The following is a 13,664-nucleotide window of genomic DNA, read 5'->3' as shown; positions in this document are numbered from 1 at the left end:
CCGCCACGTCCACACCGACGGCAGCACGGATCGCTATCGCTACGACAAACTGAGCAACCTCACTGAACACACGCGCGCTGATCACAGCGTCATGAATTACGCCTACGACGATAAAAGTCATCTGATCAAGATCAGCGATGGCGAAGGTGGGCTGTGGAAGCGTGACTACGACCTTCGCGGAAATCTGGTTGAAGCAATCGATCCGCTAGAGAACGTTACCGAATACGCCTACAACACATTCGGGCTTCCAACGGCGATCAAGGATGCCAACGGGAATACCAAGAAACTTGAGTACAACGCCGCCGGCCAGTTGCTGAAATACGTCGATTGCTCGGGGAAAACTAGCAATTGGGAGTACGACGAACGCGGCCAGGTGGTTCGCTTCACCAACCCGGCCGGGCACAGCACTACATACGAGTACAAGTTAGGCCAGTTGGTCCTGATCAAACATCCCGACAAGACCGAAGAACGCTTTAGCCGCGACGCCGAAGGTCGTTTGCTCGCCCATTCCGATGGCCTGGAACGCTGCACCACCTGGCGTTACAGCGCTGCGGGATTTATCGCCGAACGCGTCGACGCCGCCGAACAAACCCTGCGCTATCGGTGGGACAAACTCGGCCGCCTCGTCGCGCTGGAAAACGAAAACGAACGCAGCGCGCATTTTCACTACGACCCGGTCGGCAGGCTGCTGGAAGAACGCGGCTTCGACAATCGCTCGACTCGCTATCAGTACGATCCCGAGACGGGGCGCCTTGCCCAAACCCTCAACGGCCAACGCACGATCGCATTGACCTTCGACCCGATGGGCCGCCTGACCGAACGCCGCGCCACCCTCGGCGAACAGTCCCAGAGCGAAACCTTTGCCTACGACGGCAATGGCCATCTGGTCATGGCGACCAACGCCATCAGCAAGCTGCAATGGTTCCACGACCCGGCCGGCAACCTGCTGCGCGAACATCAGCATTACTCGAATCTGGACAAGCCACTGGTTGCCGTTTGGCAGCACGAGTACGACGCGCTCAATAACCGCATCGCGACTATCAGACCGGACGGCCATCGCGTCAGCTGGCTGACCTATGGCAGCGGTCATCTGATCGGTCTGAAGCTCGACGAGCACGAATTGCTCAGCTACGAGCGCGACGACCTCCACCGCGAGATCAGCCGGCACCAAGGCAACAACCTGCTGCAAACCCAGCAATGGGACCCGGCAGGACGCCTTCAAGAACAGCTACTGGGCCGGGCAGACGATAAAACCACGCTCATTAAACGCGCCTACACCTACGATGCCGCCGGCCAGCTCACCGACATCAATGACAGCCGTCGCGGGCAATTGAGCTACCGATACGATCCCGTCAGCCGACTTATCAATGCGACCAGTCGCTTGGGCGTGGAAACCTTCGCCTTCGATCCCGCGAGTAACCTGCTCGACGACAGCGCAGCACCCGTCCGCCGTCCACTCGACCCCGAACCTGTCCGCCATAAACTCGTCGACAACCTGCTGCGCGACTACGGCGGCGGCCACTACGAATACGACGAACGCGGTAACCAGACCGAGCGCTGGACCGACGGCCTGCGCAGCGAACTGCACTGGGACCTCTTTGATCGTCTAGTGCATTTCTGCGATCCGCGACTCACCGTCGACTTCGGCTACGACCCACTAGGAAGGCGCCTCTACAAACTCTCAAAAGCTCACTACCGACCTCGTCCTGAAGCCGGCACCGGCTGGAACGAAAACGAACGCGCCCGTAAAGAGCGCGAGCTCGGCTGCGGCTTCACCTTGTACGGCTGGGACGGCGACAACCTGGCGTGGGAAAGCAGTCCTCCCCCATACGCTGGCGCCCTCGGCCGAACCGTCCACTACATCCAAGAACCCGGCACCTTCGTCCCGGTGGCCCAGGCCATCCGCCACGAAACAATCCGCCTCGTGAGTCAGCCGACGTATCAGGGCCGCTACAACTTCAAAGAAGACCCGCTCTGGAACTACAAACCCGTCGCGCTACCAATTGATGCGTTGGCTTGGTACCAATGCGACCACCTCGGCACGCCGCAGGAAATCACCGACCACAACGGCAACACCGCCTGGAGCGCGCAATACAAAGCGTGGGGCGAAGCGCAGGAACAGCGTTCTGAATTCGCCCAACAAATCGGCCTGACCAACCCGATCCGGTTCCAAGGCCAATACCACGACCACGAAACCGGCCTGCACTACAACAGGCATCGGTACTATGATCCTAGGGTCGGGCGTTTCATTAGCGAGGACCCGATTGGGTATTTAGGTGGACTAAACATCTACCAGTACGCGCCGAACTCAATCAGCTGGGTCGATCCGTTAGGGCTGGCAAGTTCAGCCGTTGGACCGGGGCGAAAGCCTAAGTCTGATAAGCCTAACCAAAACTGTAAACGCGCATGCAGAAAAAAATGGGAGGTCAATCGCTATGACCGAGTTTGCGAGGGTAATGTCCCCGGCGTGGGTTATGCAAAATACTATCGACACTTTGTATCTAAAACGTGGTGGTCGGAGGATAAAACAGGACATGGGGAAAGTGCGTGGAAAGTGTATTCGCTTAGTGGTATGTGGCAGGCTGATGCTGATATATATGGCGACAACATGGACAAACACAAAAGCACAGTTGGAAAAAATATAAATTTCAAATCGCTAAAGTGCAAGGATATAAAATGATTAATTCCGCCGAAGAATTTGTAGCGCTGCGCGACAGTGAGATAAAAGCCGAATACGACAGATCCGCCATGGAGGAAGCGCCAATTGCCGTATGGCGTGAGGTGATAGAAAAATTTCCCGATCACAGGCGATGGGTTGCGCACAATAAAACCGTGCCGGTGGAGATTCTCGAAATGCTATGTGTGTTCGATGTTAGCACCAGATGGTTCGTGGCACGTAAAAGAAAGCTCTCTGCTGCGTTGTTTGAGCGTCTCTCACAAGATGAGGATTCTGACGTCCGGGTCGCAATATGTACCAATAAAAAGACTCCGTTGGAAATCCTTGATCGACTGCGTCAGGATGTGAACGAAGACGTTGCTTGTGTGGCGACGGAAAACTACGAGCGTAGAATTGAAGAGTTGGAGAGCAAACAGACTAGGACCAGAGGGGGCGGCCCCCTTTAATTTCGAGGGCGGGTTAGGACCAGAGGGGACGGATCCCTTTAGTTTCATAAAACTGGCACGTGGGTCGTTGACGCGGACATTCACGGTGATCACGTGAGCAAGCACAAAAATGGCATCGGAAAGAACATTGACTTCAGGTCCCTGAAATGCAATGACAATAAATGATCAATTCTGCTGAAGACTTTATCGCATTACGAAGTAGCGATTTAAAAAACGAGTATGATCGAGCTGCGATGGAAGAAGCTCCAATATCTGTTTGGCGCGAGATCATCATCAAGCACCCAAACTATAGGCGATGGGTTTCGCACAACAAAACCGTACCTCTGGAAATACTTGAAGAACTTTGTATTTTTGACAGCACTATCAGGCAGTCTGTCGCGAGAAAACGGAAATTATCCCTAGCGATGTTTAAAATGCTATCTAAAGACGTTAGCGATGTTGTGAGGGTGGCGATAGCCGCGAATAGAAAGATACCAGTCGCTGTTTTAGAGCGATTGCTAACAGATAAGGACGAAGATGTCGCAAGCGTAGCTAGGCTTAATCTTGATGAGAGAAAAATAAGGACTATAAGGGACGGTCTCGTTTAATATCGTATAAGCCTAATAGTGCATGGCTGGCCCATGCTCATATCTACGGCGACCACTCAAGGAACTACAAAACCAAAACCGGTCAAAACATCAAAGCTGTGAAGTGTAAGGACGTAAAATGATTAGGTCAGCCGACGAGTTTGTAGCTTTGCGAGACAGTGACATAAAGGCCGAATATGATAGATCCGCCTTGGAGGAAGCGCCAATTGCCGTGTGGCGTGAGGTCATAGAAAGATTCCCCGATCACAGGCGATGGGTCGCCCACAATAAAACCGTGCCAGTTGAGATTCTCGAAGAGCTATGTGGATTTGACGCCGATGTAAGATTCTTTGTAGCGTGCAAAAGAAAGCTTTCATACGCACTTTTTGAGACCCTTTCAAAAGACGCCGACACAGACATCCGAATTGCCATTAGCGTTAATAAAAAAACGCCGATGGATATTCTCGAAAGCCTTTTTCAGGACGTAAACGAAGAGGTGGCCCGCGCCGCAAGGGATAACTACGACTTTAGAAAAAATAAAAGTCAGACCGAGAGCTTAAGGAACCAGTCCCTTTAAATCCCCAAAGTAAGAGGTGAAATGATTAGATCTGCTGAAGAATTTCTAGCACTTCGTGACAGTGACATAAAGGCGGAATATGACAGATCCGCTATGGAGGAAGCTCCAGTCGCCGTATGGCATGAGGTAATAGAAAGATTTCCCGATCACAGGCGGTGGGTCGCGCACAATAAAACCGTGCCGGTAGAGATTCTCGAAATGCTGTGTGTGTTCGATGCCAGCACCAGATGGTTCGTGGCACGTAAAAGAAAACTCTCTACTACATTGTTCGAGCGCCTCTCACAAGATGAAGATTCTGACGTCCGGGTCGCAATATGCGCCAATAAAAAGACCCCATTGGAAATCCTTAAACGATTGCTTAAGGATGTGGACGAAGACGTTGCTCGTGTTGCGGCGAAAAACTACAAGCGCAGAGTTGAAGAGATCGAGAGCAAAGCACGCTAGGGTTGGACGACTTTGAAGAAAGTTGAAGAGCACGGCACCCTTTAACTTTATGCCTATGAAAGGCATGACATGTCGGGATGCGAAAGGAGATGGATCATGATCACAAGCGCTGAAGAGTTCAAGCAATACATCGAGAGCGAGAGCGAAGAAGAAAACGGGAAGGCACTTGACTCAGCACCTGATGAAGTCTGGTTTGACGTACTCTTAAAATACCCGCATCTGTCACGAGATGTTGTTTTTAATCACACCATCTCGATCGAGGTGCTAGAGCGGCTTTCTCTAAGCGAAGACATGAATGTACGTTGGAATGTCGCCATGATGAGAAGAATCAGTCGCGTGATTTTTGAACGACTGGCGGGTGATGAAAACATCAGTGTCCGGCACAGAATTGCGTGTAACCCTAAGGTGCCAGCAGATATCTTATTGATGCTATCGACAGACAATGACCCTATCGTTGCGGAGGCAGCTAAAAAAAGAATAAGCATCTAAGAATTTAAGGGGCAGGCGCCTTTGACTAAATTTTTAATATTGGAAAGACAAATGATCACATCTGCAGAAGAATTTGTAGCGCTACGAAGTAGCACCATCAAGGCGGAATACGATAGAGCAGCCATGGAAGAAGCACCGATCTCCGTGTGGCGTGCGGTCCTTAAGAGCTACCCTGATTACATGAGGTGGGTTGTACACAATAAAACAGTACCGCTCGATATTCTTGAAGAGTTGTGCTCAGCCGACCCTGAAAGTAAACGATTCGTAGCAAGCAAAAGAAAACTCTCGCAGATTCTGTTTGAAAGTCTGTCAGAAGATTCTGACTCCGTGGTGAGATGCGGGATAGCCTGCAACAGAAAAACGCCCCTTGGCATTCTTGAAAAGCTGTTTCTAGATGAAGATGAGGATGTAGCTGACGCCGCACGGAGAAACTTCGCTTCAAGAAAAAAGTAATACGTGTGCAGCAGGGGCTAAGGGAACGCCCCATTTTTCAGTTCCGCGCTTGTGGATGAAAAGAGACAGGGCGCTGCCCATGGAGCTGGCGAATACCTCACCAGCAGGGACAGATTAATTTACGGTGAAGCGTTGTAAATAAATCAGTCCCCTTATGCAGTCGCAGGCGACTCCGGTGAGTATCTGCGGGATGCGATCAGCGTCGTTACTCATCGTCACTCGTGCGCCGGCGGTTGGGACGACGGCGCCGCCTTGCCGGTTTGAGGATCAGGATAATTAGGAATTTCCCCCAACCTGCGCAGCCCGTTGAAGTGCTGCGGATCGTCCAGATAACGAATCATGACCTCACGCCATGTGGGGTCGTTAAAAGTCTGCACGTGAGGCCCGCGCGTGAGTTGCAGAACGCGCGGCGGTGGCGCGGCCTGATACAGGCTGATGCCGTTGTGCAGCGGCACTAGCGTGTCATCCAGACTCTGGAACAGCAGCATCGGCGTGCCCTTGAGCTGCGGCATGCCGTTGATGGCGCTGTCGCCGTCGGGGATTACCCACGACAGCGGCCGTTTGATGGGCCACGTCAGCCACGACGTGCTGAGGGTATAGCGCGCCATCTCACGATAGCTCGCCGGCACGCCATCGAGCACCAGCGCCTTGACCCGCGCGCGCTGCTGCGGATGTTCGGACAGGTAATGCACGGCCAGCGCCCCGCCGATGCTTTGGCCGAGGACCACCAGCGGTTTGCTCTGCACTTCAGGCGCCGCGTTCAGCCAGTCAAACGCCGCGTCGATGTCCTGATAAACGGCCGGGAGACTAGGCTCACCTTCGGACCGGCCATAGCCGCGATAATCCACCAGCAGCACTTGATAGCCCTGCTCCGGCAACCACCAACTCCCCGCGAGATGCCAGGCCATGTTGCCGCCGTTGCCATGCAGATGCAGCACCGTGCCCTTCACTGGCACGCCGGGCTTGGCCGGCAGAAACCACGCGTTGAGTCTGGTGCCGTCGGCCGCCGTGAGGGTGACATCGCGCCAGGCGAGGTGGGCTTTGTCCGGCGTCAGCGGCAAACCGCGTTCAGGGTAGAACAGCAATTCGCTGCAGCCACTGAGGGAGATGACCAGGAGCAATGTAAGAAGACGCTTCACGCGATGTCCTTCAATTCACGATAGATCACGATACAAAACCCTACGAGCCGGCTTGCTGGCGAAGGCGCTGGGTCAGTTGCGCACATGTCGACTGGATTAACGCCTTCGCCAGCAAGCCGGCTCCTACAAGTCCCAGTCAAACGAGGACGTATCAGAGGATATTCGAATAATCCGCTTCGATCCGGTCGAGGCTCAGGTGGTTGAGGAAGTTGGAGAAACACATCCACGCCGACAGCGCATTCATGTCGCGGAACTGATCGGGCAGGTATTTGGGCGGTACAACCAAACCTTCGTCCACCAACTGGCGCAACGTGCGCATGTCTTCCAGGGTGGTTTTGCCGCAGAACAGCAGCGGCACCTGCTCCAGCTTGCCCTTTCTCACGGCCAACTGGATGTAGTTGTAGACCATGATGAAGCCCTTGAGGTAGGACAGATCCTTGGTGAATGGCAGCCCATTCGGCACCGAGCCCCGGAATACCCGACTGGCGTTGCCGTAGCTTTCCGACATACCGAAGCCTTGCTCGCGATAGAAGTCGAACACCTGCAGGAAGTCAGCGCCCTCCTCGGCCATGTGAATGGCGCGGGTGCGGTTGGTCAGCTTGCGCAGGCGGCTCGGGTAGGAGGCAAAGCCGATGATCTCCATCAGAATCGCAAGGCCTTCCTGAGTCACTGTCGACGAGGGCGGGCCTTTGGACAGGAAGGTGCAGATCGGCTGATTCTGTCCATTGAGCGTGGTGCCGACGTGCACCAGGCCTTCGTGGACTTCCAGCGCCCGCACGTCTCGCTCGTTGAACATCGCGTCGCTGCGGATCTTGATGTAGTCCGCGCCGGCGGCAGCGTCTGCCACGATGCCATCGGATTCAAACACCCGGATTGTCTCTTCAGCCTCACCGAACGTGCGATTGAGCCGGGTTTGCAGCATCGCAACGGCGTCTTTCGCCGTCAGGATTTTCGGTTCATCCTTGAGATCGCCGCGACCGGCAATGTTGTTCAGGTAATCGGAGAGCATCATGCCGAGGTCGGACAGCGTCGGGTCGCCGGCGTGAAAGGCATCGGACGCCGCGCCGTATAGCTCCTGAGAGATCAAACCGAAGTCCGGGGTGCCGCGCGCTTCGAGCATGCGGATGACCATCCGGTACTCCTTGCACATGCGGCGCATGATCTGCCCGACCGGGTTGAACTGGCCCAGCTGCCGGGTGATGTCACGCTCGATGTTCTGGAACTCCAGCTTCACCGCGCCGGAATCAAAGCCCAGCGGGCGATTCTCGTAGTACGCGCGATCGACTTCCGGCAGGTGCTTGCCCTTGCCGTCGAGGAAGGTCTTGCGGATGTTGTCATCCCACTTCACGGCATCCAGGATGCGAATCGGCGTCTGCGCCACCACGATACGATCGGACAACGTGCGAATAGTCTGCTGGTATTCGTCCACCCGGTACCCCTTATTGAACCGTTGCGCTATTTGGTCATGCGCTGATATTGAGCTGCTTTGAGAAAGACGTCGGAATTGGCCGGGTCGTCGAGGTAGGCAAAGACCTTGTCCATGGGACTTGAGATCAGCATGCCGTCACCCTTGACCGTATCGACCCGCTCGCCGTCGAGAAGCTTCTGCTCGACCAACTGCTGAAACCGCTCCAGGTCGAGGTCATAGACCACCAGTTCATCGGCACCGTTCTCGTTTTGCATCAGGTCGAAACCGGCGATGACGTAATTGGCGCCGTATTTGTCAGGCAGCGCAGCGGAGAGGTACCAGCGACTGCCATGGCGCGACACGGTGAAGGCGTACTCGTCACGGTTCTTGCGATCGCCTTTGCGGTAGCTGACCGCTTTGTAGCGATCGGGGCCGGCGCGGCTGATTTCCAGTTCGAGCGGCTCGCCCCAGGCATTTTTGCTGCTCCAGGTGCCGAGCAATTTGGGCGGGGCGGTGTTGCTGGCCGGAATCGGGTCCTTGAACGTCACCAGGCATCCGCTCAACAGCGCGAACGACAGGGCGAGCAATACGCGCCAGACTTTCATCAGGTTCTCCTTGAGGTATCAGCCAGCCATCGGCTTGGCAGTGCCCAGTACCAGATGCATCTGGCGAGTAAGAATAGCGAGCATTTCTTCGTCTGTGCCGGGCCGAGGCCCGTTGAGCAGCCCCTGATATTCCATCCGGCAGATGAGCCCCGTCAACACTTGGGCGTCCAGTTGCGGCTGAGCCGACCCCATGACTTCGAGAAACTGGGCGCTGCCCTGCAACAGAATCTGCTGGTGGGCACTCACCAATGGCGCCAGCCGCGGGTTGATCAGCGCTTCGAGGTGGAAGGCGTGCTGCGCAATGAGCTGGTCGCGACGGGTCAGCAGTTGATGGCGTACGTACTCCATGGTCATTCGTGCGATCTCATCGGCCAGCCGGGCGCGGGCTTCGGCGCTGCCGTCATTGCGTGCGACCATCTCGCGCAGCAGCGCCTCGGTGTTGGTCCACAGCTTGGCCATGTACGCCGCGCTGCGTTCAACGTATTGCGCGAAGGCATCGGTGAGCAGGTCATCGATGTCTTTGAAGTAGTAGGTGGTGGCAGAGAGCGGCACTTGCGCTTCGGCAGCGACTGCGCGATGACGCACGGCCCGAACGCCGTCACGAATGAGGATGCGCATGGCCGCATCGAGAATCTGTTGCCGACGCTGTTCACTTCCCTGTCGACTCGCCTTGCGGCCCTGGTACTGAACACTCTGTGCGACTGCCGTGGCCAGGCCAGCGGCTCCCTTTTGAGCGATCGTGCGGTTCACAACTGGATTTCCTTTTTTCGAGTCATTCACATCACAGCAACGTCAGCTTGCGGCGGTGTCTGCGCCGACGTCATCGCGAGCAAGCTCACTCCTACAATCGGCGGAGTGCCCGTGTAGGAGTGAGCTTGCTCGCGATAGCATCTCCAAATGCAGCCGCGCACTCAACAAACAGCCAAAAAAAAGCCGCCCTGCGCAGGCGGCTTGTTTTGACGCTTAGGCTTGCGGCCGCATGTGCGGGAACAAGATGACATCACGTATGGACGGCGAGTTGGTCAGCAGCATGACCAGACGGTCGATGCCGATGCCCTCGCCCGCTGTCGGCGGCATGCCGTATTCCAGGGCCCGGACGAAGTCTGCATCGTAGTGCATGGCCTCATCGTCGCCCGCATCCTTGTCCGCCACCTGAGCCATGAAGCGCTCGGCCTGGTCTTCCGCGTCGTTCAACTCGGAATAGGCGTTGGCGATTTCACGGCCGCCGATGAACAGCTCGAAGCGGTCGGTGACGTTCGGGTTGTCATCGTTGCGACGGGCCAGCGGCGACACTTCGAACGGGTACTGGGTGATGAAGTGCGGCTGCTCCAGCTTGTGCTCGACCAGCTCTTCGAAAATCATCACCTGCAGCTTGCCCAGACCTTCGAAGCCCAGCACCTTGGCGCCGGCTTTCTTGGCGATGGCGCGGGCCTTGTCGATGTCGTTCAGGTCATCGGCGGTCAGCTCGGGGTTGTACTTGAGGATCGAGTCGAACACCGACAGACGCGCAAACGGCTCGCCGAAGTGGAACACCTTGTCGCCGTAAGGCACGTCAGTGCTGCCAAGAACCAGCTGGGCCAGTTCACGGAACAGCTCTTCGGTCAGGTCCATGTTGTCTTCGTAATCAGCGTAGGCCTGGTAAAACTCGAGCATGGTGAACTCGGGGTTGTGCCGGGTCGAAACGCCTTCGTTACGGAAGTTGCGGTTGATCTCGAACACTTTCTCGAACCCGCCAACCACCAGACGCTTGAGGTACAGCTCAGGCGCGATGCGCAGGAACATTTCCAGGTCCAGCGCGTTGTGATGCGTCTCGAACGGCTTGGCCGCGGCGCCGCCCGGGATGGTCTGCAGCATCGGCGTTTCGACTTCGAGGAAATCGCGCTGCATCAGGAAGCTGCGGATGTGAGCGATGACTTTCGAGCGAATACGGAAGGTTTCGCGGACCTCATCGTTGACGATCAGATCGACGTAACGCTGGCGATAACGCTGTTCGGTGTCGACAAGACCGTGGTGCTTGTCGGGCAGCGGACGCAGGGATTTGGTCAGCAGGCGCACGTTGGTCATTTCGACATACAGATCGCCTTTACCGGAGCGGGCCAGGGTGCCTTCGGCCGAAATAATATCGCCCATGTCCCAGGTTTTGACCGAGGCCAGGGTTTCTTCCGGCAGCGTCTTGCGATTGACGTAGACCTGAATGCGACCGGTCATGTCCTGAATCACCATGAACGAGCCACGGTTGAGCATGATGCGCCCGGCAACCTTGACTGGAATCGCCGCTTCAGCCAGCTCTTCCTTGGTCTTGTCCGCGTACTGTTTCTGCAGGTCGTTGCAGTAGTTTTCGCGACGGAAGTCGTTCGGGAAGGCATTGCCCTTGGCGCGCTCGGCCGCAAGTTTTTCCTTGCGCAGGGCGATCAGGCTGTTTTCTTCCTGTTGCTGGGCTTGCGGGTCGAGTTGTTGGTCGCTCATGTCTTGATTATCCATCACAGGTTCGTGGCCCTTCGTCTGGCCGGGAAGTGCGACGAAGGATCGCGGGCGGCGACGTCATGGTGACGTGCCAACCCGCAACAGTGGTGTGGCGATTACAGGCCCTGTTTGAGGCTCGCGATCAGGTATTCGTCGATGTCGCCATCGAGCACCTTGTCGCAATCGCTGCGTTCGACGCTGGTGCGCAGGTCCTTGATGCGCGAGGCATCGAGTACGTACGAGCGGATCTGGTGACCCCAGCCGATGTCCGACTTGGTGTCTTCCAGCGCTTGCGAGGCCGCATTGCGCTTCTGCACTTCCTGCTCGTACAAGCGCGCCCGCAGCATCTTCATCGCGGTGTCTTTGTTGGCGTGCTGGGAACGTTCGTTCTGGCAACTGACCACGGTGTTGGTCGGAACGTGGGTGATCCGGACCGCCGAGTCAGTGGTGTTGACGTGCTGACCACCGGCGCCGGAGGAGCGGTAGGTGTCGATACGCAGGTCCGACGGGTTGATGTCGATTTCGATGTTGTCATCGATTTCCGGCGAAACGAACACGGCCGAGAACGAGGTGTGACGGCGGTTGCCGGAGTCGAACGGGCTCTTGCGGACCAGACGATGGACACCGATTTCGGTGCGCAACCAGCCAAATGCGTACTCGCCCTTGATGTGCACCGTGGCGCCCTTGATACCGGCGACTTCACCGGCCGACAATTCCATTATGGTCGCGTCGAAGCCGCGCTTGTCGGCCCAGCGCAGGTACATACGCAGAAGGATGTTCGCCCAGTCCTGGGCTTCGGTGCCGCCGGAGCCGGCCTGGATGTCCAGGTAAGCGTTGTTCTGGTCCATCTCGCCGCTGAACATGCGACGGAATTCCAGTTTTTCCAGGGCCTCGCGCAGGCGCTCGACTTCAGCGGCAACGTCGTCGACGGCGGCTTGGTCTTCTTCCTCGGCGGACATCAGCAACAGGTCCTTGGCATCCACCAGGCCGGTGCTCATTTCGTCGAGGGTATCGACGATCTGCGCCAGCAGCGAACGCTCGCGGCCCAGCTCCTGGGCGTACGACGGGTTGTTCCAGACGTTTGGATCTTCGAGCTCGCGGTTAACTTCGGTCAGACGATCATGTTTGTGATCGTAGTCAAAGATACCCCCGAATGGTTTCGGAGCGCTCGGACAGGTCCTTGATGCTGTTTAGGATCGGGTTGATTTCCATGGTGGGCAGCACTCGCAGGCGATTTTCACAAAGCCGGCGAGTATAACGCAGGCAAACCCGGGATGGCAGTCCGTTGGGCAGGGGTGCGCCGCGTTCGTTGTTGTTGCCAAGGACCCGACCCGGTTACGGCCAGAGCGCGCAGGAATGCAAATCCTCGCCCTACCCCACCGCCACCTGATTGCGGCCATTGTGTTTGGCGGCATACAACCCCTGATCCGCACTCTGAATCAGCTGGCGACTGTGGCTGCCCACTTGCGGCACGACAGTGGCCAGACCGATGCTGACGGTCAGGCTCGAGCCCTGGCTCGGGGCGACGTGGGGGATGTTCATGCCGGCGATGGTCTGGCGCAGTTTTTCCGCCAGCAGGCGTGCGCCACCCGGTGAGGTGCTGGGCAGTACCAGCGCAAATTCTTCGCCACCGTAACGCGCCGGCAGGTCGGAGGGACGGCTGGAGTTGGCGCGGATCGCTTTGGCGACCTGACGCAACGCCTCGTCACCTTCGAGATGGCCGAAGGCGTCGTTGTAGGCCTTGAAGTAATCCACGTCGATCATCAACAGCGAGATCTGCGTCTGCTCCCGGGTGGAACGGCGCCATTCCAGCTCCAGGTACTCGTCGAAGTGGCGTCGGTTGGACAGGCCGGTCAAGCCATCCGAGTTCATCAGGCGCTGCAGCACCAGGTTGGTGTCGAGCAGCTGTTGCTGGCTAACGCGCAACGCACGATAGGCTTCGTCGCGCTGCAGCAGGGTCATATAGGAGCGCGAGTGGTAGCGAATGCGCGCGACCAGTTCAATGTTGTCCGGCAGTTTGACCAGGTAATCATTGGCCCCGGCGGCAAAGGCGGCACTCTTGATCATCGGGTCTTCTTTGGTCGAAAGCACGATGATCGGGATGTCACGGGTCTTCGGATTGGCGCGGTACTCGCGCACCAGGGTCAGGCCGTCCAGGCCGGGCATGACCAAATCCTGAAGGATGACAGTGGGCTTGATCAGGATCGCCTGTGCAATTGCCTGATGCGGATCGGCGCAGAAATGGAAGTCGATGTTGTCCTCGTGCGCCAGCCCGCGTCGGACGGCCTCGCCGATCATGGCTTGATCGTCGACCAGCAGTACCATCGCAGCGTTTTCATCCGTGGCGTTCAGATCGTCCAGTTGCAAATCATGCATGCGGGGTCTCCTGGTCACAGG

General features: G+C 56.8%; 14 protein-coding genes. 7 read left to right on the top strand and 7 right to left on the bottom strand.

Going from position 1 to position 13,664, the window contains the following annotated elements; translation table 11 throughout:
• The 7 genes from ACYAR8_RS21050 to ACYAR8_RS21020 all read left to right on the top strand — a co-directional run.
• Positions 1-2,680: RHS repeat-associated core domain-containing protein (locus tag ACYAR8_RS21050; RefSeq protein WP_463580946.1), on the top strand; the 2,680-nt coding region annotated here is incomplete at its 5' end.
• Positions 2,677-3,123 carry a hypothetical protein gene (locus ACYAR8_RS21045; protein ID WP_265386946.1) on the top strand — a complete coding sequence of 149 codons (447 nt, stop codon included), beginning with the start codon at positions 2,677-2,679 and terminating at the stop codon, positions 3,121-3,123. The genes ACYAR8_RS21050 and ACYAR8_RS21045, both read left to right, overlap by 4 nt.
• Before the next feature lie 161 nt (positions 3,124-3,284).
• On the top strand, positions 3,285-3,710 hold the full coding sequence (locus tag ACYAR8_RS21040) for a hypothetical protein (RefSeq protein WP_463580945.1): 426 nt from the start codon (positions 3,285-3,287) through the stop codon (positions 3,708-3,710).
• Positions 3,711-3,828: 118 nt separating this feature from the next.
• The gene (locus ACYAR8_RS21035; RefSeq protein ID WP_463580944.1) at positions 3,829-4,266 is read left to right on the top strand and encodes a hypothetical protein; all 438 of its coding nucleotides are present in this window, start codon (positions 3,829-3,831) and stop codon (positions 4,264-4,266) included.
• A 21-nt stretch (positions 4,267-4,287) separates the two neighbouring features.
• Positions 4,288-4,710, top strand: coding sequence for a hypothetical protein (locus ACYAR8_RS21030; protein WP_463580943.1), 423 nt, complete (start codon positions 4,288-4,290; stop codon positions 4,708-4,710).
• Positions 4,711-4,806: 96 nt separating this feature from the next.
• On the top strand, positions 4,807-5,199 hold the full coding sequence (locus ACYAR8_RS21025; RefSeq protein ID WP_463580942.1) for a hypothetical protein: 393 nt from the start codon (positions 4,807-4,809) through the stop codon (positions 5,197-5,199).
• A 51-nt stretch (positions 5,200-5,250) separates the two neighbouring features.
• Positions 5,251-5,652: a hypothetical protein gene (locus ACYAR8_RS21020; protein WP_463580941.1), complete on the top strand. Its 402-nt coding sequence runs from the start codon at positions 5,251-5,253 to the stop codon at positions 5,650-5,652.
• A gap of 215 nt (positions 5,653-5,867) precedes the next feature.
• On the opposite strand, the gene ACYAR8_RS21015 is transcribed toward ACYAR8_RS21020, so the two are convergent.
• The 7 genes from ACYAR8_RS21015 to ACYAR8_RS20985 all read right to left on the bottom strand — a co-directional run bounded on the left by ACYAR8_RS21015 (position 5,868) and on the right by ACYAR8_RS20985 (position 13,643).
• Entirely contained in the window at positions 5,868-6,791 is a 924-nt protein-coding gene (locus ACYAR8_RS21015) for an alpha/beta hydrolase (protein ID WP_463580940.1), read from the bottom strand.
• A gap of 151 nt (positions 6,792-6,942) precedes the next feature.
• Positions 6,943-8,220, bottom strand: a complete 1,278-nt coding sequence (locus ACYAR8_RS21010) for a flavohemoglobin expression-modulating QEGLA motif protein (protein WP_074892251.1) — start codon at positions 8,218-8,220, stop codon at positions 6,943-6,945.
• Positions 8,221-8,246: 26 nt separating this feature from the next.
• The gene (locus ACYAR8_RS21005; protein WP_463580939.1) at positions 8,247-8,804 is read right to left on the bottom strand and encodes a hypothetical protein; all 558 of its coding nucleotides are present in this window, start codon (positions 8,802-8,804) and stop codon (positions 8,247-8,249) included.
• Between the two features lie 18 nt (positions 8,805-8,822).
• The gene (locus tag ACYAR8_RS21000; protein WP_463580938.1) at positions 8,823-9,554 is read right to left on the bottom strand and encodes a TetR/AcrR family transcriptional regulator; all 732 of its coding nucleotides are present in this window, start codon (positions 9,552-9,554) and stop codon (positions 8,823-8,825) included.
• A gap of 213 nt (positions 9,555-9,767) precedes the next feature.
• Complete coding sequence (gene lysS / locus ACYAR8_RS20995) at positions 9,768-11,270, bottom strand: lysine--tRNA ligase (protein ID WP_074892295.1); 1,503 nt, start codon at positions 11,268-11,270, stop codon at positions 9,768-9,770.
• A 113-nt stretch (positions 11,271-11,383) separates the two neighbouring features.
• A protein-coding gene (gene prfB, locus ACYAR8_RS20990; protein ID WP_108120905.1) for a peptide chain release factor 2 occupies positions 11,384-12,479 on the bottom strand; the annotation gives its coding sequence in 2 pieces (ribosomal slippage) (positions 11,384-12,406 and positions 12,408-12,479; 1,095 coding nt in all).
• A 159-nt stretch (positions 12,480-12,638) separates the two neighbouring features.
• Positions 12,639-13,643 carry a response regulator gene (locus ACYAR8_RS20985; protein WP_074892257.1) on the bottom strand — a complete coding sequence of 335 codons (1,005 nt, stop codon included), beginning with the start codon at positions 13,641-13,643 and terminating at the stop codon, positions 12,639-12,641.
• Between the last annotated feature and the right edge of the window lie 21 nt (positions 13,644-13,664).

It is taken from the genome of Pseudomonas sp. HP_01 (genome assembly GCF_055284355.1).
Note: the sequence above shows the minus strand (reverse complement) of the source record. Positions and strands in the feature narration are given on the sequence as shown.

Excerpts from the sequence above, each read along its gene's own strand:
- ACYAR8_RS21020 (WP_463580941.1), top strand. The coding sequence starts at position 5,251 with ATGATCACATCTGCAGAAGAATTTGTAGCGCTACGAAGTAGCACCATC.
- lysS (WP_074892295.1), bottom strand. The coding sequence starts at position 11,270 with ATGAGCGACCAACAACTCGACCCGCAAGCCCAGCAACAGGAAGAAAAC.
- ACYAR8_RS21005 (WP_463580939.1), bottom strand. The coding sequence starts at position 8,804 with ATGAAAGTCTGGCGCGTATTGCTCGCCCTGTCGTTCGCGCTGTTGAGC.
- ACYAR8_RS21040 (WP_463580945.1), top strand. The coding sequence starts at position 3,285 with ATGATCAATTCTGCTGAAGACTTTATCGCATTACGAAGTAGCGATTTA.
- ACYAR8_RS21030 (WP_463580943.1), top strand. The coding sequence starts at position 4,288 with ATGATTAGATCTGCTGAAGAATTTCTAGCACTTCGTGACAGTGACATA.
- ACYAR8_RS21035 (WP_463580944.1), top strand. The coding sequence starts at position 3,829 with ATGATTAGGTCAGCCGACGAGTTTGTAGCTTTGCGAGACAGTGACATA.
- ACYAR8_RS21025 (WP_463580942.1), top strand. The coding sequence starts at position 4,807 with ATGATCACAAGCGCTGAAGAGTTCAAGCAATACATCGAGAGCGAGAGC.
- ACYAR8_RS21045 (WP_265386946.1), top strand. The coding sequence starts at position 2,677 with ATGATTAATTCCGCCGAAGAATTTGTAGCGCTGCGCGACAGTGAGATA.
- ACYAR8_RS20985 (WP_074892257.1), bottom strand. The coding sequence starts at position 13,643 with ATGCATGATTTGCAACTGGACGATCTGAACGCCACGGATGAAAACGCT.